This window comes from Nesterenkonia aerolata (genome assembly GCF_031470965.1).
Lineage (GTDB): Bacteria > Actinomycetota > Actinomycetes > Actinomycetales > Micrococcaceae > Nesterenkonia > Nesterenkonia aerolata.
In genome coordinates this window covers 208,301-232,597 of sequence record NZ_JAVKGR010000003.1, presented here as the reverse complement: position 1 = coordinate 232,597, position 24,297 = coordinate 208,301, and the positions used below count along the sequence as shown (strand labels likewise).

Below are 24,297 nucleotides of genomic sequence, written 5' to 3'. Positions count from 1 at the left end.
CCGACGCCGCAGGATCCCCCACCAACAGGGACTCCACGCTCAACGGTGAATAGCCCCGTTGCCCCGGGAGCTCCATCCGTCGATGGAGACGTCGCCGCCTTCGTCGATGATCTTGGGGTCGCGCTCCACGTTGCCAACCCCGGGGTAGAGGTAGGAGTTGCTGGACCAGCGGAAGTCACGGGTCTCGTAGCAGGTCTCGCCTTCGGCCGGGGCGTTCTCCTCGGGTGCGGCCGAGGCGGGAGCCGCCAACAGGGAGGCCACCATCGCCGAGGCGGCGAAGATGCCAGCGGCGGCGGCTCTCTTCATGGTTCTAGACATGTGCACCTTTCGTGATCAGCGCCCCGCTCACATGTCTGGCCCGCACTGAGGGTGTGAAGGTGCAGCGAGTAGCGTCCAATATCACAGGCCGACATCATGGAGATGTCATCCTGGTTTTCTGAGGCTGATGAAATCTCAGCGGGGTGCTGGCCTTTCAACTCAGAGGAATCATCTGATGAATACCCCCATGCGAATCGTCGACGATGACAATCCCACAGATGATTCCGCCATGGGCAATGGATTCCACACTTCCCACGTGGCAGATCTCACGATCTGCCATTCCGGCACATTCGCATTTTTTACGCCGAGCGATGGTGTGACGTTGGACGCTTCTCTTCGTCGTGGCCTGGAAATCCTGCAGACCGTCGATTCCCGAGGGGACGTGATCGATGACCACCCGGCGAGATGCTGACGAGTCGCTCCGCCGCGAAGCGGTGGTCAGCTATATGCGCCTGTACCTCACCGAGGACCTCACCCATACCGATACCTGCGGGCGGATCGCCCATCGCCTCGATGTTCCTCCCGAGACGGTCCGCCGCTGGATTCGGGAGATGTCAGAGGAGATCAGCGAGGTGCTCTACGGGCGGTTCCCGCAGAGGCAGGAGAACCGGCAGTTGCGCCGCGAGCTGGAGAGGGCGCATCTGAACGAACAGATCCACCGTTCCCTGGCGGCCTTCGGCGGCGAAGGCCTCGTGCGGCGGTATCACGTCGCTGAGCTGGTGGAATTCATCCGGACGCATCGTGACGAGTTCGGCGTCGAGACTCTGTGCCGCACCCTGACAGAGCTCGGCGCACCCATCTCCGCCTCCACCTTCTACGCCTATCAGTCCCGCGGCTTCGGCCCCTCCGCCCGGGAGCTCACCGACGCCGTAGACGCCAACACGCTGTGGGATCTGTGGGACGCTCACGGCCGGCGCTTCGGTCGCCGCAGGCTCTGGCAGGCAGGCCAAGACGCCGGGCTGGACTGGGGCCGTGACCGAGTGGAGCGGCTGATGCGGATCGCCGGGATCTCAGGGGCTGCGCCGCGGGACAGCTCCGAATGATGCCCCGGTACTGTCAACAGTGCTGTCAACGCCGCCGGCCACCGCCCTGCGGCAGAATCAGGCCACGGTGGAAACCCGGTTCGCCGATTATGACGAATGCTCTCCGCACAGGGCAGGCACGATGGCCTCGACGGGGTCACCTGCGGACCATATGACATTGACCACATCACCTGCGGCCTGGACCTGCCACACCTGCTGTGCGGCGAAGCTGCCCAAGGTACGGGTGATGCGCGCCTGCAGGTAGTGCCGCCAGGCGTCGTCGGTCATGTTCAGCATCTGCGCCGAGGCGATGTGCTCGATGCCCCACCGCTCAGAGTGCGCGCGCCAGGAGTGGGGAGCGTCCCCGCCGATCACCGCACACAGCGCCACATCACCGACAGAGAGTTCCTGGTTCAGGGCCGCGGACACCGCCTGGGGATCCGCCTCTGCGGGCACCAGGGCGAGGATTCGGGTGCTCATAGCCGGTGGACGTCTTCTCTCCGGCCGGTGATCCCCCGGGTGTCGAAGAACAGCCGCGCCTGCTGCGCGATGGCGTCGACGTCGTAGCTGCGGTGGTTCTGCAGCAGCACGACCACATCGGCCTGGGCTACCGCGGCATCGAGGTCCTGCTCGGACTCCAGGTCACCTTCGCTGAGGTGCCAGGTGCTGACGTGGGGATCGTGGAAACGGATATCGGCGCGCTTAAGCCGCAGCCCATCGGCCACCGGCACTGCCGGGGACTCCCGCTGGTCAGCGATGTCCGGCTTATAGGTGACCCCGAGCAGCAGCACCTTCGCCCCGTTGAGCGCCTTGCCGTCCTCATTGAGGAGGTCACCGATGCGCTCGACCACGTAGTTCGGCATCGAATGGTTGATCTCCTGAGCAAGCTCGACGAACCGGAAGGGGTAGCCGAGGGTCTTCTTCACCTGGAAGCCGAGGTAGTTCGGGTCGATGGGGATGCAGTGACCTCCCACCCCGGGACCGGGGGTGAAGCGCTGGAACCCGAACGGCTTAGTGGAGGCACCCCGGATGACCTCCCAGATGTCGATGTCGAGATCGTGGCAGAACCGTGCCATCTCGTTGACCAGGGCGATGTTCACGTGCCGGTAGGTGTTCTCCAGCAGCTTCGCCGTCTCGGCCTCCTTGGTGCCGGCCATGGGCACCACGGTGTCGATGAAGCGCGAGTAGAACGCTGCGGCGGCTTCTGAGGCCTCGGGGGTGAGTCCGCCGACGAGTTTGGGCGTGTTGACGATGCCGTAGTGCTGCGAACCAGGGTCCACCCGCTCTGGAGAGTAGGCCAGCAGGAAGTCGTGCCCGTGGCGCAGCCCGGATTCTTCCAGCAGCGGCAGCACGACGCCGTCTGTGGTTCCCGGGTAGGTGGTGGACTCCAGCACGACCACGGTATCCGGGCTCAGGTGCGCCGCGATGGTCTTCGCTGTGGCCTCCACCGCCCGCAGATCCGGGCCTCCCTCATCGCTGAGCGGAGTGGGCACGCAGATGACAACGACGTCGGCATCGCCGATCACCGCGGGATCTGCGCTGGCCCGGTAGCCCTGCTCGATCATGGCGGCGACGTCGGCGTCGGAGAGATCATCGACATGCGAGCGCCCGGAGTTCAGCCGCTCGGCGAGCTCTGCAGAGATCTCGAACCCGGTGACGGCCACGCCGGCGGCGCAGGCCGCCTGGGCCAGCGGCAGGCCGACGTAACCTTGCCCGACGATGACGGCGTGCTGGGGGGAATCGGATTCAGTCACCAGTGCTCTCCTCCTGTGGGCGTGGTGCCGGAACGACGCGGTCGAGCATCGATGCCGTGCTGAGGCACCACACTACCGGGGTGATGGGCAGTATCCTGCGAAGCGTCGTGGCATGCACACCGCCCATCATCGGCATCTCCACTGAGGACACGACCTCCTGCTTGTACAGCAGGTCCCCGCTGCGCAGGCATGGAATGCTAAGTTCGGCAGATCGAGGAGTCGGCGCACACCGGCGTCGATCCCACCGCGACATCCGGCATCGCAGCCTCCGACGCCGCGGCATCCAGCATATGAAGGAGCCGATGTATGAAGGAGCCGATCATGAGCACCGGCAAGACGGTCCCGGGGAACCAGCCCGACGCACCAGCCCACGCCACCCGCCTGGCGAAGAACCTCAAGCCGCACTGGGTGTGGGCTATCGCTCTTGGATCAGCCGTCGGCTGGGGCGCCTTCGTCCTGCCCGCCGACTGGATGGACACGGCGGGACCTCTGGGCGCCCTGCTGGGATTGGCCATCGGCGGAGCGCTGATGATCGTCGTCGGCGTCAGCTACGGATTCCTCGCCAAAGTGTTTCCGGTCTCCGGGGGCGCCTTCGCCTACACGCTGGTCGGATTCGGGCGCACCCACGCCTATATCTGCGCCTGGTTCATGACACTGGGCTATGTCTCCATCGTTGCGCTCAACGCCTCAGCCCTGGGTCTGCTGGCGAAGCGAGTGGTGCCGCAGATCGCCGAGATCGGGTACCTGTACACGATCGCTGAGTGGGACGTATATCTGGGCGAGGTGCTCATCGCCACCGCCGCGTTGGTGATCTTCGCGGTGATCAACATCGGGGGAGGCGGAAACTCCGCCCGTCTGCAGTTCTACATGTGCCTGCTGATGCTCGGCGCCGTCGCGGTGATCTTCGTCGGCGTGCTGGCCTCACCGCAGGGGCAGGCCAGCAACATGGAACCACTGTTCTCCCCCGATACCGCTGCAGTGGCCGGAGTACTGGCTATTGTGGCGATCGCCCCGTGGGCGTTCATCGGTTTCGACAACATCCCCCAGACCGCAGAGGAGTTCAGCTTCTCAGCCTCGAAGGCGTTCCGGCTCATCGTGTGGTCGCTGATCGCCGCCACCCTGCTCTACCTGGCTATGATCGTCGCCACCGCCGCCGGTGCCCCGTGGCAGGATGAACTGGCGGAACAACCGCTGTGGCTGACCGCCGACGTCGTCTCCGGTGCACTGGGGCCGATCGGCCTGGTGCTGCTGTGCCTGGCCGCGTTCATGGGCATCGCCACGGGGCTCAACGGCTTCTATGTGGCTGGTTCCCGCGTGCTGCTGGCGATGGGCCGGGCGCAGATGATTCCCTCGGCATTCGCCCGGGTCCATCCGAAGCACGGCACACCCAGCGTGGGGATCTGGTTCGTGCTGGCGGTATGCCTGATCGCACCGTGGTTCGGGCGCACCGCGCTGAGCTGGATCGTGGACATGGCCTCGATCGGGTTCACCTTCGCCTTCGCCTACACCTGCCTGTGTGCCTACCGGATGTTCCGCTGGTCCGGTCAGCCCGAAGACGTCGAAGGTGCGGCCTCCACCCCGCGCAAGCTCGCCGCGGCCGCCGGCGTGGTGGTCGCACTGATCTTCACGGTGCTGCTGCTGGCACCGGGGTCACCGGCCCAGCTGACGATGCCGTCCTTCGTCGCCATGGGCGCGTGGATTCTGATCGGCGTGCTGTTCTTCATCTCCCGTCGTCGTCACCTGAAGAACGTCAGCGAAGACGAGATCGACACCGCAGTGCTGGGGGCACCGCGCCCACAGTGGCTGCGGGGAGGCTGAATACAGCTTCCGCACCAGAGCTCTTCCGCACTAGAGCTGAAGTCTGAGGAGCTCACTGCCCCACGGTGCGACGCGCTGACTCCGAAACCACACGATCAGCGAGCAGTGCTGCCGGGTCGATGAGCGGCTTCGGCGCGGATGCCGCATCCACGGCCAGGGGGATCTCCGTGCACCCGGCGATGATCACATCAGCGCCTGCAGCGGCCATGCGCTCGGTGACCTCCTGCACCCGCTGGCGTTGGCCTGCAGTCAGCGTCCCGGCTTTGACCGCGAAGATCGCTGACATCACCGTCTCCTGATCAGCGGGTTCGGGCTGTACGACATCTACCTCATGGGCCAGCAGGGCCTGTTGATACAAACCTGCTGAGAGCGTCGCGTCAGTGGCCAACAGCCCTACTGCACGTACATACGGCAGTGCCGCGATGTGGTCAGCCGTCACCTCGATGATGCTCAGACACTCAAGGTCCACCTGCTCACGGATACGTGGCAGAAACGCATGGGCACCGTTGCAGGCGATGACGTAGAAGGCCGCCCCCGCCTCCTGGAGTTTCCTCGCCCCCGCCACCAGGTAGGGGGTAGGGTCTTCTCCCCCGCGTGTCAGCGCCAGAGTACGGTCCGGGACGCGCGGATCAGCCCAGATCATTACCCGCAGATGTTCTTGGTCCGTTGAGGCAGGAGTGGCTGCAATGATCTTGGAATACAGATCCGCCGTCGCCGCCGGACCCATGCCGCCGAGGATGCCGACCACCGGCGACGGACTCACCGACGGCGCCTCACTGCTGGCTCGACCCGCCGTGTCATCGGCCTGCGCGACCCGCTCGGTATATCCAGGCGTCGTCGATGAGGGGGGTTGAGAGGATTGATCCATGCCCCAAGCCTAGTCGTCTTCCCGCCCGGCGCTCAGAGACAAGGAACCACTCGAGCCATCTCAGGAATCTCATCGACCATAAGACCCCCGATGATCTTCGACTGCATCAGGGCAAGATCACTTGGCCGCCCTTCCAGTGTTCCTCGGACCTCTCGGAAGCCCGGGTCTTCCAGAGAACCGTCGATCAGAAGGCCTGAAAGCTCTGGCTGCAGAGCATCGATGAGTGCCGCTGTGTCTCCCACCTCTGAGAACTCCACGTTGACTCGCAGCCGTCCTCCTGTGGGTTCTCTGCGCACCGGGCGCCGGTCGAGCTCCGCGTCCATGATCTGACCTGCGAGATAGGCTCCCCACGAAGGATCCCCATCTTCCGCCGTCAGGTCCACCTGCGGCTCGAGGGACAGCACACAGCACTCATCAGCAGTTTCTGTGGGTCTCGGGCACACCATACGGAGCGTCATGGAAACCAAGGGAGGAACGGTGTGCGCTATTCGACGAACAAGCTCCAGGACGTCAGGATGGAATGATTCCGAGACTTTTTGCACGCCGAGCACCGATGAGGTCACCAGCGCCGTCTCCTCTACACCTGCGCTCCGCCGCATCAGAGGACGGACTGCGACCACACGCCCAGCCACAACGTCGAAAGCGTATTCAGGGCCGGCGACGAACTCTTCGACAAGGAACCGCGCCCCCGGCCGCAGCCGTCGAGTGAGACGGTCCCACTGCTTCTCGAACGGCTGTGGCTCACGCACTGCCGTTGCTGAAGAAGAGTTGCGGGACCTCTGACTTGATTTCAGGAGCACGTCACCTGGCACCCCCGCGGCAAAACGCTCAGCGTCTGCTCGAGCCTCCGCATCGACGATGAGTGCTCTCGGCACCGGGACACCGGCGGCACGCAGTCTGTCATACCGATGGATGCGAGACTCGCAAAAGTGAATTCCCGCATGGGTCGACGTCGTTGATCGGCCCTCGTGAAAGGCAATAGTCCCACCGGTGGGGTCTTCTGCAAGAAACGTCTGTGGGCGCAGCCTCGTCGTGCTCAGGCCGCGATCGAGGGCTGCCGTTTCGAGCAGCACCGTTGCGGCCCCAGAGACTCTCTGCTCTCCGGGAGCTGCTGAGATAGCTGATCCGGAATGACTCATCGCATCTCCTGGAACTCTGCGGTGACCGGTTCGTTCGTGGGGACGACCATGACCATCGAAGGCCGGCGGCGTATCGGCCCAACCGTCGTCCCCGAGATCAGTCGCATGACCACCGGCGCCGGACCAGCGACGACTGCAGCGATCGGCACCTGCGCATCACCTTCAGCAGCAGTCTCCACCCCGCTGATCATGTGCCCCCGAAGCCCTAGACGTCGCGCCTGCCGGCTCAGCCAGCGGGCTGCCGTCCGAGCATCAGGAACTCCATCACACCTCACACGCACGCAGAGGTCATCAACCGGTGGCATAAGTTCCATGCCTCGCTCATCAGCAGCACGTTCGACGACACGCGCTGCTACCGGCTGCGTCGGCCCGACGAACGGTGCCTGGCTCGCCATCAAAGAGGCCAAGGCGTTGATTTCGCATACTCCCCCGCCCTGGCCCTCGACCGGCTGGGTGTGGTCTTGCATGAGGAAATCAACGCCTGCCTGGTGCAGTCCCGGAATCGCCTTCACCGCCCCGACTGCTGCCTGCAGCAGGCTGGGATGCGTCTGGTCGATGACCTCGATCGAGTCTCCGCCTTGGGAGATATTCGCAGCGGAGGCCAGCACCACCTCACGGCCCGCCGTAGGCACGGAACTCCAGGACAATTCCTGGCGCTGCAGCATGCGCTCGGCGGATCTGTCGGCCTTCATCAGCCGCGTCCGGGTATGGGTGCTCTGCAGGCGCAAGGCGTTCTTCGCCGCCACCAGCTCGGCCACGGAGCGTGTGCCGTCCCCGATCACCGAGGCCGGACGTCTGAGCACAACGGAGACCGCCTCACCGAATGCCACGTAGATGCGGTAGTCCTGTCCCTTCAGATGGCGTTCCACAATGAATGGGGCATCGTGCTGAGACCCAACGGTCAGCGACGAGATCGCTTCGCGCAGCTCCTGGGCATCAGAGATGTCAGTCACCACACCGCGCCCCTTACGACCCTTCTGGGGTTTCACCACCACGGGGTACTGCAGTGATTCGGCATACTCAACGGCAGCCTCTACCCCGGCTTGATCGAACACCCGGCCCTGGGCAGTGGGTACACCCGCGGCGAGTAAGAGACTCCGCGTGAGCTGCTTGTGGTCGCAGAGAAACTCGGAAACGGGAGATTCGGTATCAGCCAATGAGCGCCAGAAGGTCAGTTCGGCGCCCTGCTGATCCCAGGCCACAAAGTCCCCCCGCGTGTAACGCACAGTGCCCATACCCCGTCGGAGGGCTTCCTGCTGGAGCAGGAAGCTCGAGTAGGACAGGGAGGAGCCCGCAAGGTCGATCTGAGCATCATGATCGTTGACCGATAAGCCGTTCGGAGTCTGGGGCGGACTGAGTCGCGGGCTCCAGACACGCCGCCGGATCTTGTGAAGCACCTTGGGGTACTGAGAGACCCGGAGCCCGTCATCCTCGCGGTCGTGACGACACAGATCTGCCGCTGAGGAGATCAGCGCCTTCCGAACGGCTGCACTTTCCGGACCGTCCGGAAGAAGATGTCGCAACTGGGTTTCGACGTCCCTGCCTGCATGGAGCGTCCGGACGTCCCGCCGGAGCCTCCGTATCGCCTGGGTCAGGGCGCGCCAAGCCTGACGTTGCTGCTCCCGGTCACCAGGTGAATCCGTCGCCCCCATACCTTCGCCGATGACTTCCTCTCCCAGCGGAGTGCGTCCATGCAGACGTACCAGGAAAGTCGGCCCCTCTCCGGGGATGTCAGAATCTGTCGCATCGAACTCCACCGCATGGGCCCGCTCCACAGTGATCTCAGCTGCGGAGAAGTCCTGGCTGCGGAGTTCCGCAGTGCCGATGTCTTCGGCATCATCTGCTGCGAAGTGGTCTGCGGACAAGACCTCGATATGACGGCGAACGATCTCGCCGGCAAGGTTCCTGGGAGCCCCTTCCCCAGGGTGCTCGAAGAGCGCGAGAGTCGGCTTGGCCCGGACGATGCCGACCCAGTGATCATCCCCTTGCGTCGCAGTCAGGGGATCGCGGACGATCATCTGTACTTCGCAGACATCCAGACCAGGGAACGCAGCGGCAGCTCTCACAGCAGTCTCGGCATAGCCCTCAGCGAGGTCATCGGTGATGTCCTGATAACCCCGTCCCTTCCGAAGGACGACACCGAGGACCTCTCCATAGGCAACGAGGACGCGCAAGGACTGTCCGGCGGGTCGCTGTTCCACCACGATGGATCCATGTTCTCGAGAGAGCCTCCGCCAGGTGTCACGGAACCTCTTCTCATCTCCGGCCGGAATGAGATGCGGCTCTAACGTTTGGCACCTGAGTGAGACATCACCGAGACCTTGGGCGAAGGCCAGCGCCTCTGTCCCTCGGGTGAAGCTCTGAGGACTGCTGTCCGCGAGGAACACCGCCTTGCGTAATTGCGGAACTCCACGGCGAGTCAACATCACCTCTGCATTGCGTGGGCTCCGCGTCGTCACCAACGCGTTCTTCCCGGTGAAATGTGTGTAGGTCCCCCAGATGGTGGTCTGCAGACCACCACGTTGTGCCACGAAATAGGAGCGGTTAAGCCATATGACGTCGAAGCCGAGGGCCTCGAATTCCTCCGCCATACGCGAGGCATCCGGCTCCCTGTCCTCCGTGGGGATGTCACGTGACAGTTCGTGGGGGATAGGGCGTTCCGGGCGAGTATCAGTCCGCTCGGCCATCACGAGATCGACTAGAGCACCCCCCACATTGCGCGGTTCACCGTGGACAGGGAAATGATGCCCACCGATCCCGGGCTGACTGTTGAGCTCAAGAATGATGTGGTTCTGCGGTGAAGCCGGCTGCTCGAAGTCCTGCAGAAGTATGTCGACCCCTGAGACCGGAAGTCCCGGTATCGCAGCGGCAGCACCAGCTGCCACCTCAAGATAGGACGGATGAACCAGGTCGGTCACGTCTTTGCTGTCAGCACCAGTCGAGAAACCGCCCTTGTAATCGATGATGTAGTCCTGCCCATCTTCCAGCACAGACTGCAGTGTCAGACCAGACTTCTTCAGCCGGTTCAGTCGTGCTGAGTCGAACACGATAGGCCGGTTCGCCAAGTGCGGGTTCGTGCGACGTTGTCGGTTCTTCTCGCTGACGAGCTCCCTCAAGGTGCTCTGCCCATCCCCTGTCACATAAGGGGGAAGTCGGAGCGCCGCCGCTATACAGGTTCCACCGACGACGAGGAAACGCACTTCAGTCCCGCGAAAGTGCTCCTCCACGAGCACTCCCCCAGAACCCGAGTTGAACGCGTGTGTCCAGGCCTCCCGGAAGCCATCCTCAGTGTCGATATCAACAGTGACACCTCGCCCTTTAGTTCCTCGTACCGGTTTGACCACCACGGAAGACAGATTTCGAAAAAAATCTAACCCCTCATTGATATCTTGTTCGACATTAAATTGCTGACCCCGTGCAACGGATATTCCTGCAGACTGAAGAACTGTTCTTGTGACATCTTTGTCATCAGTGACCATGGCCGCCGTCTGAGCAGTGCGGGGAGAGCTCGTCACGTGAAAAGAAAGTTCTCCCCCAGCATGCTCTGTCACGAAGGAGTTCGCAGAGGTCCATTCCGAGGCGATTCCTCGCCGCTGAAGTTCGTGCCGCAAGATCAGTGAATTGATCCCGTGATGCGGATCGAAGTCGAACGTCGATTCCTCACCATCCCAGGACACACTGACGTCCCTCTGTGAGGCCCGCCGTAGCGGGACCCGTCCCGTCGGCCTCAGCCGCAGGGAGAAGTATGTGCCGTGCTCGTCAGTGCGCATGACGACGTTATCCAGAAAGGATTCTGGGTCGGATGAAAGACGCAGAGCCCGTTCATAGGAGTCAGGGTCCGCAGCTGCCAGGCGAATACGGATCTCTAGCCGGTTCCCGATGCGATGCAACCACACCTCATCCGCCGGTGCTGACGTTCCTGTCCCGTCCCAGCTGGTCCGGCCGCCGTTGAGAACGTCTCCAGCTCGTGTCTCTCCGCCGAGGCGAATGAGCACACGTCGACGATGAAAATCGACCGTGGTCTGCTCAGCATCAACCTGGGAAATCACGAGTCCAGCACCGGCAGCAACAGCACGAGACGCCGACAACCTCGGCAGGGCGGGCGACTGGAGCAGGACCAGCAGGCAGTTCTGATACTCTCTGGCGACGCTTCGCAGGTGATCGGTAGCCGTTCCACCGTCGAGCACTTCAGGCTCCGGAAGGCGCACGTCAGCTGCTGTCAACGGAACGACGTGGAGTGCCTGTGCCTGTATCGCGGAGTCTGACGTGCCCTGCCGCAGCGGGTGGAGGGCATGGCCTTCTGAGGCGAGTGACGTCGACGAAGCCACAACGATACGAGTCGTCGCTGTCCTCTGATCAACCGACATACGTGCTGCTCCTCCTGTCATGCTGGGCACCGGCACCCTGCGCTCTCGGCTTCTAGCGCAGATTTCCGGGTCTCAGGAATTATCCCGAGTGCGACGGATCGTCCGTGTGGGACGTTGCCGGAATCCAGACTCAGGAACAGTCTCCACCACACGCGACGTGACCCGATCGACCGACGCCCTGGGTGGCCCAGTATGTGCTGCCGCAATAAGAGCACGAACAGTATCTTCATTGCCGTGCATCAGCATCTCGACACGTCCATCGCTGCGATTACGGACCCAGCCATCAAGCTGACGGCGCTGAGCTTCATCGCGAATCCAACGTCGGTAGCCAACACCTTGAACTGCCGGGCCAGAGACGACGAGCCTCCATGAACGTGGGGACTGCGGAGAGGGCTGCTCAGCCCATGCCTTGACCACTCGATCCAAGCCTGTTGAGTGTGACGATTTCACCAACACCGCGTCCGCCTCCTGCAGTTCCTCAGGAAGCACCGCAAGCAGCTGGTCCACACTCATCATATGAGCACCGCGCTGAGCATCATCGAGTGCGGCCCAGAGAGAACTCATCAACGGTCCCATGAGGAATACCTTCTCCGCACCCGAGCGTGCGACTGCATCAGCCAAAGCACCATGCATTTCCGCCGCGTCAGGTCCGAGCTCCTGCATGTCACCGAGAACCAAGATCCGACGCCGATCCGCGTAGCGCCTGCCGAATCCCTCGATTGTTGCTCGCATAGACGTCGGGTTGGCGTTGAAGGACTCGTCGACGAGGGTGACACGACGGCCCCCCACTGTCATCTCCTGGGTCTCTCCACGCCCCTCAACCGCAGCGAATTCGGCAATGGCCTCCATGTATCGTGACCGGTCTCGACCCAGACCCTTCAGGACAGCGATCGCCGCCAGGCTGTTGAGCGCGTTGTGCTCACCTGTCATGCCGATCGAATAAGAGAACTCGTCACCATCGCAGGAAGCAGTAATCGCACCAGTGCCAGGCTCATAGCTCAGCAGGCGCACGTCAGCAGATTCGGAAGTGCCGTAGGTGATGATATGGCTGGTCTGTTCTCGGGCGACGTTGAGGATGACGTCCGAATGTGGTGCGTCGATATTGATCACCGCCACACCTTCTGCATCCAGTCCACGCAGGAGCTGGGACTTCGCCCGAGCTGTGTCCTCCATCGTCCCGAAGTCCTCAAGGTGCGCTTCCGCGATCGCGGTCACCACAACCACCTTCGGCGCAAGAATGCGCTCCGCGCCTGGCAGCCCAAGGCGCGAGACCTCGAAGACAGCTGAGTCCTCGTCACTCAGAGAGAACAGATTGGCACGGGCGGTCAGCAGATCGTTATGAGTCGTCCGGGCGATGTGCGTCCGCTCATGGGCACCAAGCGTGTGTGCCAGCAAACGCGATACCGTCGTTTTCCCGACGCTCCCCGTCACTGCCAGCACAGTCCCCTGGAAGAGTGCTCGGCGGGCCTGGGAGACCTGTTCCAGCGCACGATCCACATCGGGGACCCGAAGCATCGGGAAGGCCGAATCGGGGACTTCACCGGTATCCGGTACCAGCAACGCCACATGGTGGGGATCCACATCAGAGGCCGCAAGTCGCTTCAGGGACCGAAGCGGGTCCTTCGACGATGTCAAGACACTCGATTGAACCCGACGTCCGCGGCGCAGGACCCGCCGCACAGACAACAGCGCTTCCGGACGCCACTGAGGCTCTGGCATTCGCGTCCAGGTTCCGCCGAGCAGCTGGGCCAGATCGGCGGCATCTCCCACTGCTGCCCGACGTTCGGAGGTCACCGCAACCGGTTCTTCACTGCTCCGGTCCACGGACTGAACCCGAGAATCCGGCGCGCCCTCTGTCACAGCGGTCTTCAGAACAGAGGCTTTTGGAATAGGGGCTTTCGACGCCACGCTCGTCACGGTTGGGCTCCCCTGCGCCGAGGGAGCTTCAGTCGGAGTCCACTGCGCGGCGCCCTGGATGATGACGTCGAGAATATCGTCGAGCGCTCCGGCGAGAACCAGATCAGTTGACTCAAATTCGGGGCGTATAGACATCATCTCTACGAGGGCAGGCTCTTGTGTGTCAGCTGTGACGTCTGCGGGTATCACAACGTCGACGACGGCCCACCTGAGCTGCGGCACAGCGCGCACTGCACGAACGGCAACTCTGGACGCCTGCGACAACTCTCGAGGGCTCAGAGCCGAGGCATCCTCCGGAGCTGCCACCACAGTGAGGGCAGCTTCCTCCGTCGCCGCCACTCGAAGCCGCAGACCCGCAGGCCGCACCTGAACACACCAGCTGTCCTGGCCGGTGGGCAGCGTGGCAGGCAGGCTCTGCTCAGCACCGATGACTCGCGGCACTCCCCCTGGCTGATGACCATCCACCTTGAGCAGCGCCACATCTGCGGAGTGCTCGGCTCGGAACGTTTCCAGCTGCTCGACGTCACGGATACGACGGGCCGGCGGTCGAGGTACCCCCTGCCTGCGTAGTGTCTGCCGCTGCTGCATGTAGCGCCGCAGATGGCGATGACTCAGCAGCAGGTCGCTGCCTGTCGTACAGCCGGAGAACCACAGGTCAACGCCGTTATGAGATGCGCTGATGATGCGACCCCCGCGGGCCTGCACTGTGTAGTCACGCCTTTTCAGGTCTTCAACGAGCATGCCGAACAAGTCGACGCGGCCCGTCCTCGTCGAGATCGGCTGCGGAGTCTCCACGAGCTGAGCGACAAGCGGCTCGGTGCTGATTTCGGGTCGGGAATTCGCGTACTTCTGCTGCCATACCAACCCTCCGAGATCACGCGGTGTCCCATACACCGGGAAGGTCGAACCATTGATCGCCGCATCGGTGTTGATCTCCATCACATACGGGTCACCAGTGGAGCGTTCCACGAGGATGTCGGCACCGGCCCAGTCCATCCCCGGAATAGCAGCCACGGCATCAACCGCAATCTGTTTGAGCGCTGCGCTCGCGGTGTCAAAGCACTCCACCGAATCACCACCACTGGTGATCCCGTTGACGTCACGAACGACGATTCGCTGCCCCGCATCGATGACAGAGTCCCAGGACATACCCCGCCGACGCAGGTACCCCTCCGCCACATCATCCATGGGGATGGGGTGACGAGTCGTCGAAGGGTTCTTCTTGCGGAACTCATTCTTCGCGCGGACCAGTTCAGCGATCGTTGAGGAGCCGTCTCCCATGACGTTGGGAAGAATACGCCGAAAAACACCGACACACTCCCGATCATTGGCATGGACTCGGTACTCGAGTCCGTCGACGAACTCTTCGACAAGAACATCTCTGCCCTGTTGCCGGGCGCGGCGGTAAGCGGCCTCGAGGTCACGCGGTTCAGTGACATTGACTGTGACGCCGCGGCTCTGCAGACCATAGCGCGGTTTGACCACCACGGGGCGTCCCAATTCCTGCTGGGCGGCTACCGTGTCTGCTGCCGAGGTCACGAGCCGACCTGAAGGCACTCGTACCCCACCGCGTTCCATCAGCTCCTTGGCTAATGTCTTGTCTGCAACGATCGCTGTGCTGAGGCTGGACTCCGTGGCGCAATGCGCAGCGATAGGAATCCGTCGGTCTTCAAAGGTCGCCCAGACATCACGACCTGACAACCACTGCAACCTTGCTCCGTGGCGTGTGGCCGCAGCAGCGATGGCTAACGTGCCCAGATTCCTGTGCTGTTCTCCATGCTGACGGATGATCTCCAGCGATTCCGGGTCTGAGTACGAATTCGGGGCCTGTTCCTCAGCAGCCTTCCCATCTGACACAGGTCCAGACGGGTTCTCTGAATCTGATCGCATAAGACATGTCCTTTCATCAGGCCGCACCACGACGGCTCCATGCCGCCGAGCACGACGGGCAGCGCCTCCCGGCTATCCAGTCCTCGAATCGGATTCCACGATAGACCCCGGCACAGCGGCTGAGGTGATGAGTCGCTCTCAGCGGCTTCCGTGTGTCGCACATCTATGTCTCCGGACACCTCAGCCTAGACTCACCCACCAAGTAGAGAATGAAACTCTCGCGACACACTGACTCGAGGAGAAGTCCCGGACATGCGCGTCGAGACGCTGATCAACTCGTTGCCGACTAATGTCACCTTCGAATACGAAGGCAAGATGCGGACGATCTTCGGCGGTGTCTCCGTGAATCATCGAAGCACAGACCTTAAACACCGCTTCTTCGCCCTAACTCCGCGCACACTCCGGAAATTGCCGCCACGAGACGACGAGAACTGGGATGCTGCCTTCTCCCGGCTGATACGCAGGATGAGACGTCGCGGTGCCTCCGTCTCGTCGACTACGACCCAGTCACACGCAGGGTGACGGCCCAGATCGGCCAGGAACAGTTGGTTTACACAGTGGGCGCCGACGGGCGGCACATGGCGTTGAACAGCCTCGCCGTGATCGCTACATTACGTTCCTACCGTCTCCGGAACTGGCGGGCAGGAGTAGATGCCCAATCCACCTTCGGCGCATTAAAGGGCCGTGGTGAGACGACTGTAATCCAGACGTTTGAGGGTGGTGAGGTGACACTCATCGACGAGGCCTACAACGCGAACCCGGGATCGATGCGCGCTTCCCTTCGCGCTCTGGCGGACCGGCCTAGGCTGACCAGTGAGGGACGGAAGGTCGCAGTTCTAGGCGACATCCTCGAGTTAGGGAGTCACGCCCACGAACTTCACCTTGAGCTCGCTGAGGATATTCTGGTTGCGGCACCTAATGAACTTCATCTCTTTGGTGAAAACATGGGTGCTCTTCATCACGAACTTGCAAAACGCGGCGCCATTTCCCGCCACTATGACGATCTGGACGATCTCACGACAACGGTACGTTGGTACGGTCTCAGCTTCGCGCAGGTGATCTCATACTGGTGAAGTCCTCCCACGGCACCGGCCTGCATCACGTCGTCTCAAGCCTGCAGGCAGATACGCAACTGGACGACGTGGATGTTTCGCCACAGCCTCAGACAGCACCGGACTGACTCAGCGTGCACAGCATCGCCCGCTGACCGTCGATCCCTTCGTCCAGCAAAGTCTCTGCCAGCGCCGCGAGGCTGTCCGAAGCACCCTCAGCAACACCGCCGATCCGCCCCATCGCCTGGTCGGTGACGGCCACATCCAGCTGTACTCCGTTACGCGAGTATGTACTCAGTGCCTGGACCATGGCCTGCGGATCGACCGCACCTTCCAGTGCGATCTCCGCACGGATCGCCTCTGCCCGAGGTGCCTCGGACAGCTCCGGGATGCTGTGGTGCAGCAGCCTCTGTGCCACACGAGCTGCCACATCCGGTGCGGCCTCATCGTAGAGCCCCAGCCACGGGCGCTCCGAATACTCGGCGATCACCGCCCTGCGGGCCGGTGTCTCAGCAGTGTGGTCCGGGACCACCAGGTCCACTGCGCTGAGCGGCACACCCGGCACCGCCGCGGCCGCCCCCACCGCGATCTCCGACACACTGGAATGCACCATCTCGGTCACATCCACGATCTGCTCACCGGTGCTGTTCACCCCGTCAGCGAACAACAGCACCGCGAGCACCTCGCCGTCGAGGATCAGCGCCCGCAGGTACTGGCCCTTCGGCTGCTTCTCCACGATGAAGCGGTACCCGGGAGGCACGATCACCCGACCATCCTCGTCCACACCCGGCTCACGCAGCTCCGTCAGCGCGTAGGCCGCGCGCGTGTACCCGGGACGGTCCGCAGGCGGTGTGACGTAACTGTCCACCGCCTCAGCCAGCTGCTCCGCATCAGCGATCCCATCGATGACTTCACTCATGTTGTCACCGATCGCGGGCTTGATCATCACGGGGAACCCGACGCGCTCGGCATAACGACGCGCCGCCCGCCGGCTGCGCCCCACCGAGAACGTGGCCCCCTTGACCACCCGGTACCCAGCCTTCGACATCAGATCCCGGCGCATCCGCTTGTCCTGGGCGAAGGTCGCACCGGCCAGGGTTGTGTCCTGGGGCACTCCGTGGGAGAACGCGGTGCGCCCCACAGTGCCCTCCCCCTCGCCGACGAGCATCACCTGGCGCGGCAGCAGCACCACATCCAGCCCGGCCGCGAGCGCGGCCCGGTGCACCTCATAGCCGTCGCGCAGCGCATGGGGTATGGCAGCAGTCCCGGCATCCTGGGAGGTCATAGGTCGGTCCGTCCCTCTCTGAGCGATGTCCTTCTGAGCGCTGTTCTCAGTCATCCTCGTCCTCCGTGGCACCAGTCGAGGCCTCAGTTCCGGCCGTGCCCTGGGCATCGCGGATCTCGAAACCGGCGAAGGACTGATGCGGCAGATGCTCTGCCGCGTACGTCGTCGGCAGGGCGCGCTTGGGGCCGAGGATCAGCGACGCCACCAGCGCCGTCGTCGCAGCCGTCGGACCGCTGAGCACCGTCTCCATCGTCTTGTCATCGACGTTGCGCACCCAACCGGACACGCCGGTGTGCAACGCCCGCCGGCGCAGCCACCGGCGGTACCCCACACCGGTGACCTTCCCGCGGACCTGCACCTTCACCGTGATCTCCGCCGCCGGCTCATCGGCGGTACGGAGTCCGTAATGATCCACCACCGCGCGCATCAGCGTCCGCGCCACCGGCCGCGGCGTCCCATACATGGGGTACTCGCAGTTACCGATCGCGGCATGGGCATTGAGCTCACAGATCCCGGCGTCCTGCTCATCGAGCGGGCGCGTGTGGTCCTCCAGCAGGAAGTCCACACCGCAGTATTCCAGGCCCGGGATAGACCGCACCGTCTTCACACAGGCCTCAATGATGGAGGGATGCATCTCATCGAGCACATCGACTGAATCCCCACCCTGAGAGAGCGAACAGGTGTTGGCCAGCTGCACCCGGCGGCCCGGCTCCGGCACCGATTCCAGGGTCAGCCCGGCCCGGTGCAGCTCATACCGAGCAGCGGCGTCATACTTCGCCGGACGCGCCCACAGATGCGGATTCCGCCGGCGGGCGACGTTCTTATCGATCATCAGCTCCGCCACAGTGCGCTTGCCGTCGCCGAAGACCGAGGCCGGTTCACGCAGAATGGCCGCAACCACGCGGTCCCCGATCACCACGATGCGGTAATCACGACCGGAGACGTGCTTCTCCACAATGAAGTCCTGATTGCCCAGCTTCGAACCGGACATCAGCTCGAACGCGGCATCGAGCTGCTCATCATCCTGAATACCGGCGACCACACCGATCCCCCGGACACCCATCGCAGGCTTGACCACCACCGGATAGCCGATCCGCTGGGCGAAGGCCTTGGCCGTGGTGAAATCACCGTTGGTGAACGTCCTGCCCTGCGGCACCGGCACACCGGAGCGCTGCAGCTGCAGCCGGGTGCCCTCCTTATGCGTGCACAGCGCCAGAGACACCGCACTGGAGAGCGGGTTGCGGCTCCACTTGAACGGGATCGGCGGGTGCTCGCCGTCTGTGGCGGTGAAGGCACCCTTCGAATAGCGGATCGTGTTCAGCCCCAAGGCCAGCGCCTCACGCTCCAGCAGGTGCCCCTTGGAACCGTTGGGGCCCAGCGGGTGGAGGTTGTCGACGTCGTCGTAGATCGTCGGGCTCAGCCCCTCGTACTGGACGACGGGCTGAGCGGGGTAGCTGACCATGTTCTCGATCTCACCGACCATCGAGTTCAGCGTCAGCACCACCCCCAGACCCGCCGCATCAGGGTGGCCGAACTGACGGAACCCGGGTTCTTCCAGGTCCTCGGAGTCCTCGTCATCATCGCTGTCAGATTCGGCAGACTCGGCGGACGCGGCAGACACAGCTGCCGGCGCCGACGACGGCGTCTGCTCACCGTCATCATCGTCATCGGTGTCCTCCGACTCACGCAGCGCCCCATCAGCCACGCTTCGTTCCTCGGCGGCGTCGAGGCCCTCAGCAGCACCGGGCTCGTCAGCTGCGCGCTCACCTGCCACGGACAGGTACTCCACATCCGTCAGCGGCAGCGCGTTCTCCACCACAGCGATGACCCGCGCCTCGTCGATCCGCGGCAGAGCCAGGGCCAGATGCCGCAGCGAGCCCGCCGTCAGACGGCTGCCGCCGACCATACGGCTGAGGAAGATCTCCGTGTCCGGATGCCGCCTCAGCGCCTCCTCGGCCAGGTCCACTGCTGCCAACAAGCCACCGACCTGGGCCGGGCGGATGTTGATCGCCCGCAGCCCACCATCGGCGTCCAAGCGTTCGAGGCTGGCTTCGTCCCACACCGACTCATCACCCATGATGCGCACATCAAGCTGCGAGTCTTCAGGGATCTCGGCGTCGACGAGGCGCTGCAGCTGTGCCAGATGCAGCCCCTCGCTGGCGCGTACCGGCTCCTCGATGAGGATGGTGCCGGGCAGCGTACCCTCCGCTGCGGCGGCCACCACCAGGCGTACGAACTCCTCAGCCTCCGCCGGCTCCAGGCTGCGGTCGAAATCGATCCAGAGCTTATGCTGGCGCTGATCAGCCGCGATGCGCCGCTCCACAGTGTTCATCAGGCCCACAAAAGCCATCACACCGGTATCAGCAGCCTCCGGGCGCAGATTGATCCGTCGGTACCGGCCATCGGCCTCCGCACCCGCTTCCGGCCTCCACCGGGTGGAATCTCCCAGCCGCAGCGTCTCCGGGACACCGATGACCTCCTCACGCCGCTGCCCCAACAGCTGCGCCAAAGGCAGTCCATGGGCCCGAGAGAGCAGGTCCAACAGGGCGACCTCGACGCCGAGCAGAGTGCCGCGGAAAGGCCGGACATGCTCCGGATCCAGGGAGAGCTCCTCGGCCAGGGTGCTGAAATCCGCGGTGAGGTCACGCACGGCCTGCAGCGAACCGGCCAAATCCTGAAGGGGCAGCTCGAGACCCTCGAGCCGACGGGTCAGCTCCGTGAGATAGTTCCAGCTCGACTGCGGGGCATCACCGGTACGCCACCCGCGGGGCTGGCCCTCACCGAGCCCGACCACAGTGCTGCCGTCAGGCCTGTGGGCCGTCAGCTCGACGACGAAGTTGTACTTGGCCCCCCGCGTAGTGACCTCGGCGGGGACGCGGTACGACATCCCCCGGGCGCGGGAGATCCGGAGCGCGGACGATGAGCCGGGAACCGGCTCCTGAGTCACTGCGGGCTGTGAGTTATCCACCGTCGATACGCCTCTGTCACCTCGGGGTCCATGTGGTCGACTGAGCCTCCACGGCCGACGGCTGAGGAGCTGTTCTGCTGCGACGGGCCCGACCTGGCGGCTCGCCGCATCTTATCACCGGCGCGCACCGGCACCCCGGAGGGCATCCGCCGCGCGGGCCGCACGTGAGAGAGCCCGGCGGCCCAGACGACGCGCCCGGCGCAGCGCCTTCCGTCCGGTCCCGGCTGGCCCCCGGTCCGCGGGCGGCAGCACCTCAGCGGCGGCACGCCGACGCGCCTGGCGCACTCCCCGGGCCAGCACCGCACGTTCGGCACCGATCCGGGCGACGGCCTCGGCATGCAAGACGGCATCGTCTGTGGCCAGATGCGTGGCCAGCCCCGCGAGCGTGGAGTCCGCGTCCCCCGCCTCCTCCAACCACAGGAGCACACGCACTCCGCGGCGTTCGCAGTCGATGAGCAGCTCGACCGTCGCCTCATCCAGACCACCGTGCTCGGCAACAGTGACGACGATAGTCCGTACGCGGCCGAGAACCGGCGTGGCTGTGATCATGCGTGTACTCCCCTCACCCGTTCCACAGCTCCGAGAGATCCGCATCGGCCACCCGGCTGTGGTGCTCGCCCCACCACAGCGCCAGCAGCGCCAACCCGCGGATCACATGCTGACCGCCGGTGACCTCCAACTGCCGCTGCCAGTCCCCCGCCGAGCCCTCAACCAGCCGGGACCCCACCAACTGTGCAGCCGGGGAGTCCATCACCACACCGCGATACCAGCGGGCTGTCTCGATCGTCGCACCGCGGCGCTTATGCTGACGCACCCCGGTCAGATCAGCCGCCGTCGGAATCTCACGGAACTGCGGGTGGACCGCCGCCATCAGATCCGGGTACCACGCGCCGTCGCGCCTGGCCTCATGCGGCACGCTCAACGCACGCGAGACCACCTCATGAGACATGATCGGCACCGCCGTCGGACGTACAGAACCCAGCACTGCCGCCGGGGCCATGCTGATCCCCGGTAACGTACGGGTCAGGTACGCGGTGAGCGTAGCCCCCTGAGGATGCTCGGCATACCGCTCGGCGGTCTGCATGAAGTCTTCCCGCGCCCGGGCGGTCACCACCTCAGCGGCCTCAGGCCGCAGCAGCTGATGCACCGCACCGAGATATTTGCAGGCCCGGGCGAAGCGGTCCTCCACCAGCTGCGCACCGGTGGGCCGCCGGGCCAGCAGGGCGGCCTCATCGGCGAACCCGCCGCCGAGGAAAATCCCCCCGCCCAGGCCGTCGAGCACAGTGCCAGGCTGCGCGGCGAGCTGCCGAGCCACCGGCATCAGCCACACGTGGAAGGACGCCTGAAACCCCGTCGCCCGCGCATAGTCCAGAAAATCAGCGGCGAAGCCGTCCTGCCGACCGGTGACGATGCGCTGCTCGACGCCCAGCAGCCGGGCGATCCGCGCCCCGGTAAGCTCCTCCAAGGTATGCCCGATATCCGAACTGGTGGACCAAGCGCTCAACCGCCCGGCACCACCACTCTCAGCTGCCAGTTGCGCCGCCAACCCCGCCAGCATCCGGGAGTCCCGTCCACCTGAGAGCATCGGCTGCCACGGGGCATCGGCGATGGCGGCTACCTGCGCGCGCAGCGCACCGATGGTCTCCTCAGTGAACCCGCGGCGCCTGACCTGCTCCAGGCTCAACCCCGGCTCCGGGAGCACGTCTTCCCATTCCCACCCCGCCTGTTCCCGGCGGATCCTGACCTGGGGCTGACCACCGGGCGCCTCAGCGGAGTCGCCGAGGGCACCGATGCCGGCATCACCGCCGATACCAGCATCACCGCCGACATCGACCGTCACCGACTCCATCGGCGCGAGCCGCCGCACCCCTTCGACGGTGGTCCGCCCGGCCATCGGCGCCCCCGCACCCAAAATGGCCGCCCAGGCCGAGGCATCGGGCCGCAGCGCCGTGCTCGCAGTCCGCACGAGTGCTTCGAGATGCGTGGAAAACCAGACGGCGCCGTCGAGGATCTGCACATACAGCGGCTGCACACCCGAGATGCTGGCATGCAGGGTGAGCCTGCCCTCAGGACTGAGCACCACACCGGCGACGTCGGCGTCACGGGCGGCCTGCTGCCACGGCACCGGGGCCGTGGCCCACCGGTGCGGCGAGGGCGTCGCGGTGCTGAACATCCAGGCCTGCCCCTCAGCGGCGGGGCGGCGCACGATGCCGGCACCGACGAGTCTCAGGTGCAGGCTCTGATGAACTGCCGCGTCAGTCCCCAGTCCGAGGAACTCCGCCATCGCCCGGACACGGGCGGGATCACCGGCGCCGAGGACACCGCAGACACGCGTCGCTTCCGACACCGGTTCAGCGCTCAGCTCAGGGACAGCTTCGGAGACCGCATCAGACACGGCGGGACCCCAGCATCTCAGCTCCTCCCTCGGCCGACGGTTCACACCCCACGATTCGCACCCCACAGTTCACCGCGCTCACACAGCCGATCACACGTCAGACCGCCAGAGACATCCGACTGGGTATCCGACTAGAGATCCGGCCGGGCATCCGGCACTGAGAATCCGATGATCGCCATGCGGCGGTTGGTAGGATCCTAACAGTCCACATCCCCGGCACCGGAGGCTTCGACCCGGATGGCATCCACCCCGACGAACCCGTCACCCGAAGAGCCCTCCGACGCTCCAGGAGCCCCGGCAGCACGCGGAACCGTCGGTTCCGCCGCACAGGCCAAGAACCAACTGGCCAAGAAGGTGCTGCGCCGGTCGAAGAACGCCGTACGGCGCGCCGAGGAACAGCGCAAAGGCTGGCGGCGGAGCCTACGGCGCAGCAAACGGTTCCGCGAGGACTACTGGAAGTTCCTGCGCAAGGAGTTCCGCTGGGAGACCTCCTTCCGTCAGCGCCAGCCGCTGTGGTGGGGCCGCGGGTTCCTCTCCCGCTCCGCGACCCTCTACAACCTGGAGCAGAACGACCCCGGCGACTACGTCTCCGACGTCCAGCGCTACACGCGCACCCGGCACATGGTGCACCCGCACCTACAGGACGTGCTGCACAACAAATTCACCTTCTTCCTGCTGATGAGCCAGCTGGGACTCGACTCCGACACCGTCCCACTGCTCGGCGTCCACTACCGCGGTGACGTCCACGTCTTCCCCGGTGACGAGCAGATCCCGCTGGCCGATTTCCTCCGCGAGCACCTCGACGTCGGCCAGAAGGTCTTCGTCAAGCCCTTCCGCGGCGCCGAAGGCAAGAACGTCCGTGCCGTACGGCGCACCGGTGAGGACAGCTTCGTCATGGACGGCGAGCCCGCCAGCTTCGAGCAGGTCCACGATTGGCTCGCCGGACGGCCACGGCCGATGGCGATCGAGACCGCCGTCGCCCAGGCCCCGGCCCAGGCCGCGCTGAACCCGGAGGCCACCAACACCATCCGTGTGCTGACCATGCCGGACATCACCCGCGGCAAGGAGCCGTTCATCGTCATCGCAGTCCAGCGCATCGCCACGGCGAAGTCCAACCACGTGGACAACTGGACCCGCGGCGGGCTCAGCGCGGAGATCGACCTGGAGACCGGGAAGCTGGGCAAGGCCAGCCGCCTCCCCGACGGCCGTGAACTGGAGTGGTTCTCCGTCCACCCCGACGTCGGCTCGCAGATCGAAGGGGCCCAGGTGCCGTTCTGGGAGGAGACCAAAGCCCTGGTGCTCGAGGCCGCCCAACGGCTGAACTTCCTGGAATACATCGGCTGGGACATCATCATCAGCCCCACCGGACCGGTGATCCTGGAAGGCAACGTGAACTCCGGGATGAACGTGCTGCAGGTCCACCGCCCGCTGCTGACCGATCCGCGGGTGCGGCGCTACTTCGAGAAGCGCGGCGTTGTCTGAGCCGGTCAGAGGCAGTGGATAC

Annotated in this window: 17 protein-coding genes; 6 read left to right on the top strand and 11 right to left on the bottom strand. The window is 64.5% G+C overall.

What is annotated here, in order from left to right; translation table 11 throughout:
• Positions 1 to 39: 39 nt before the first annotated feature.
• Positions 40 to 318: a hypothetical protein gene (locus RIL96_RS05050; RefSeq protein WP_310547913.1), complete on the bottom strand. Its 279-nt coding sequence runs from the start codon at positions 316 to 318 to the stop codon at positions 40 to 42.
• A 175-nt stretch (positions 319 to 493) separates the two neighbouring features.
• Here RIL96_RS05050 and RIL96_RS05045 point away from each other — a divergent pair, with 175 nt between their 5' ends.
• Both RIL96_RS05045 and RIL96_RS05040 read left to right on the top strand, forming a co-directional pair.
• Positions 494 to 730, top strand: coding sequence for a hypothetical protein (locus tag RIL96_RS05045; RefSeq protein ID WP_310547912.1), 237 nt, complete (start codon positions 494 to 496; stop codon positions 728 to 730).
• A complete protein-coding gene (locus RIL96_RS05040) occupies positions 708 to 1,361 on the top strand; it encodes an IS3 family transposase (protein WP_310547911.1) in 654 nt (217 codons plus the stop codon). Before RIL96_RS05045 ends, RIL96_RS05040 begins: the two co-directional genes overlap by 23 nt.
• A gap of 87 nt (positions 1,362 to 1,448) precedes the next feature.
• On the opposite strand, the gene RIL96_RS05035 is transcribed toward RIL96_RS05040, so the two are convergent.
• Together RIL96_RS05035 and RIL96_RS05030 are read right to left on the bottom strand one after the other, a co-directional pair.
• Positions 1,449 to 1,820, bottom strand: a complete 372-nt coding sequence (locus tag RIL96_RS05035; protein WP_310547910.1) for a hypothetical protein — start codon at positions 1,818 to 1,820, stop codon at positions 1,449 to 1,451.
• Complete coding sequence (locus RIL96_RS05030) at positions 1,817 to 3,094, bottom strand: nucleotide sugar dehydrogenase (protein WP_310547909.1); 1,278 nt, start codon at positions 3,092 to 3,094, stop codon at positions 1,817 to 1,819. The genes RIL96_RS05035 and RIL96_RS05030 overlap by 4 nt, the downstream gene beginning before the upstream one ends.
• A 306-nt stretch (positions 3,095 to 3,400) precedes the next feature.
• On the opposite strand from RIL96_RS05030, the gene RIL96_RS05025 reads away from it, so the two are divergent.
• Positions 3,401 to 4,912, top strand: coding sequence for an APC family permease (locus RIL96_RS05025; protein ID WP_310547908.1), 1,512 nt, complete (start codon positions 3,401 to 3,403; stop codon positions 4,910 to 4,912).
• Positions 4,913 to 4,964: 52 nt separating this feature from the next.
• On the opposite strand, the gene cuyB is transcribed toward RIL96_RS05025, so the two are convergent.
• From cuyB to RIL96_RS05010, 3 genes are read right to left on the bottom strand one after another with little or no spacing between them, the layout of a single operon-like run.
• Entirely contained in the window at positions 4,965 to 5,780 is an 816-nt protein-coding gene (cuyB, locus tag RIL96_RS05020; protein ID WP_310547907.1) for a cysteate racemase, read from the bottom strand.
• Between the two features lie 32 nt (positions 5,781 to 5,812).
• Complete coding sequence (locus RIL96_RS05015; RefSeq protein ID WP_310547906.1) at positions 5,813 to 6,919, bottom strand: ATP-grasp domain-containing protein; 1,107 nt, start codon at positions 6,917 to 6,919, stop codon at positions 5,813 to 5,815.
• On the bottom strand, positions 6,916 to 8,784 hold the full coding sequence (locus RIL96_RS05010) for an ATP-binding protein (RefSeq protein WP_310547905.1): 1,869 nt from the start codon (positions 8,782 to 8,784) through the stop codon (positions 6,916 to 6,918). The genes RIL96_RS05015 and RIL96_RS05010 overlap by 4 nt, the downstream gene beginning before the upstream one ends.
• A 9-nt stretch (positions 8,785 to 8,793) precedes the next feature.
• Between RIL96_RS05010 and RIL96_RS05005 the strand changes: the two genes are divergently transcribed.
• On the top strand, positions 8,794 to 9,207 hold the full coding sequence (locus RIL96_RS05005) for a hypothetical protein (protein WP_310547904.1): 414 nt from the start codon (positions 8,794 to 8,796) through the stop codon (positions 9,205 to 9,207).
• 2,151 nt (positions 9,208 to 11,358) lie between these two features.
• Here RIL96_RS05005 and RIL96_RS13420 read toward each other — a convergent pair.
• Entirely contained in the window at positions 11,359 to 14,781 is a 3,423-nt protein-coding gene (locus RIL96_RS13420) for a Mur ligase family protein (RefSeq protein ID WP_510186586.1), read from the bottom strand.
• 830 nt (positions 14,782 to 15,611) lie between these two features.
• Here RIL96_RS13420 and RIL96_RS04990 point away from each other — a divergent pair.
• Positions 15,612 to 16,166, top strand: a complete 555-nt coding sequence (locus RIL96_RS04990) for a glutamate ligase domain-containing protein (RefSeq protein WP_310547901.1) — start codon at positions 15,612 to 15,614, stop codon at positions 16,164 to 16,166.
• 88 nt (positions 16,167 to 16,254) lie between these two features.
• On the opposite strand, the gene RIL96_RS04985 is transcribed toward RIL96_RS04990, so the two are convergent.
• The 4 genes from RIL96_RS04985 to RIL96_RS04970 all read right to left on the bottom strand — a co-directional run bounded on the left by RIL96_RS04985 (position 16,255) and on the right by RIL96_RS04970 (position 22,745).
• Positions 16,255 to 17,484 (bottom strand): ATP-binding protein, encoded by a 1,230-nt coding sequence (locus tag RIL96_RS04985; RefSeq protein ID WP_310547900.1) that lies wholly within the window; start codon positions 17,482 to 17,484, stop codon positions 16,255 to 16,257.
• On the bottom strand, positions 17,477 to 20,398 hold the full coding sequence (locus RIL96_RS04980) for an acylphosphatase (RefSeq protein ID WP_310547899.1): 2,922 nt from the start codon (positions 20,396 to 20,398) through the stop codon (positions 17,477 to 17,479). Before RIL96_RS04980 ends, RIL96_RS04985 begins: the two co-directional genes overlap by 8 nt.
• A gap of 114 nt (positions 20,399 to 20,512) precedes the next feature.
• On the bottom strand, positions 20,513 to 20,947 hold the full coding sequence (locus RIL96_RS04975) for a hypothetical protein (protein WP_310547898.1): 435 nt from the start codon (positions 20,945 to 20,947) through the stop codon (positions 20,513 to 20,515).
• A 13-nt stretch (positions 20,948 to 20,960) separates the two neighbouring features.
• Positions 20,961 to 22,745, bottom strand: coding sequence for an asparagine synthase-related protein (locus RIL96_RS04970; RefSeq protein ID WP_310547897.1), 1,785 nt, complete (start codon positions 22,743 to 22,745; stop codon positions 20,961 to 20,963).
• A gap of 285 nt (positions 22,746 to 23,030) precedes the next feature.
• Here RIL96_RS04970 and RIL96_RS04965 point away from each other — a divergent pair, with 285 nt between their 5' ends.
• Complete coding sequence (locus RIL96_RS04965; protein ID WP_310547896.1) at positions 23,031 to 24,275, top strand: sugar-transfer associated ATP-grasp domain-containing protein; 1,245 nt, start codon at positions 23,031 to 23,033, stop codon at positions 24,273 to 24,275.
• Positions 24,276 to 24,297 lie beyond the last annotated feature (22 nt).

Coding starts and splice junctions, on each gene's coding strand:
- RIL96_RS05050 (WP_310547913.1), bottom strand. CDS start 318: ATGTCTAGAACCATGAAGAGAGCCGCCGCCGCTGGCATCTTCGCCGCC.
- RIL96_RS05045 (WP_310547912.1), top strand. CDS start 494: ATGAATACCCCCATGCGAATCGTCGACGATGACAATCCCACAGATGAT.
- RIL96_RS05040 (WP_310547911.1), top strand. CDS start 708: ATGACCACCCGGCGAGATGCTGACGAGTCGCTCCGCCGCGAAGCGGTG.
- RIL96_RS05035 (WP_310547910.1), bottom strand. CDS start 1,820: ATGAGCACCCGAATCCTCGCCCTGGTGCCCGCAGAGGCGGATCCCCAG.
- RIL96_RS05025 (WP_310547908.1), top strand. CDS start 3,401: ATGAAGGAGCCGATCATGAGCACCGGCAAGACGGTCCCGGGGAACCAG.
- cuyB (WP_310547907.1), bottom strand. CDS start 5,780: ATGGATCAATCCTCTCAACCCCCCTCATCGACGACGCCTGGATATACC.
- RIL96_RS05015 (WP_310547906.1), bottom strand. CDS start 6,919: ATGAGTCATTCCGGATCAGCTATCTCAGCAGCTCCCGGAGAGCAGAGA.
- RIL96_RS05005 (WP_310547904.1), top strand. CDS start 8,794: ATGACGGCGAACGATCTCGCCGGCAAGGTTCCTGGGAGCCCCTTCCCC.
- RIL96_RS13420 (WP_510186586.1), bottom strand. CDS start 14,781: ATGGAACGCGGTGGGGTACGAGTGCCTTCAGGTCGGCTCGTGACCTCG.
- RIL96_RS04985 (WP_310547900.1), bottom strand. CDS start 17,484: ATGACTGAGAACAGCGCTCAGAAGGACATCGCTCAGAGAGGGACGGAC.
- RIL96_RS04975 (WP_310547898.1), bottom strand. CDS start 20,947: ATGATCACAGCCACGCCGGTTCTCGGCCGCGTACGGACTATCGTCGTC.
- RIL96_RS04965 (WP_310547896.1), top strand. CDS start 23,031: ATGGCATCCACCCCGACGAACCCGTCACCCGAAGAGCCCTCCGACGCT.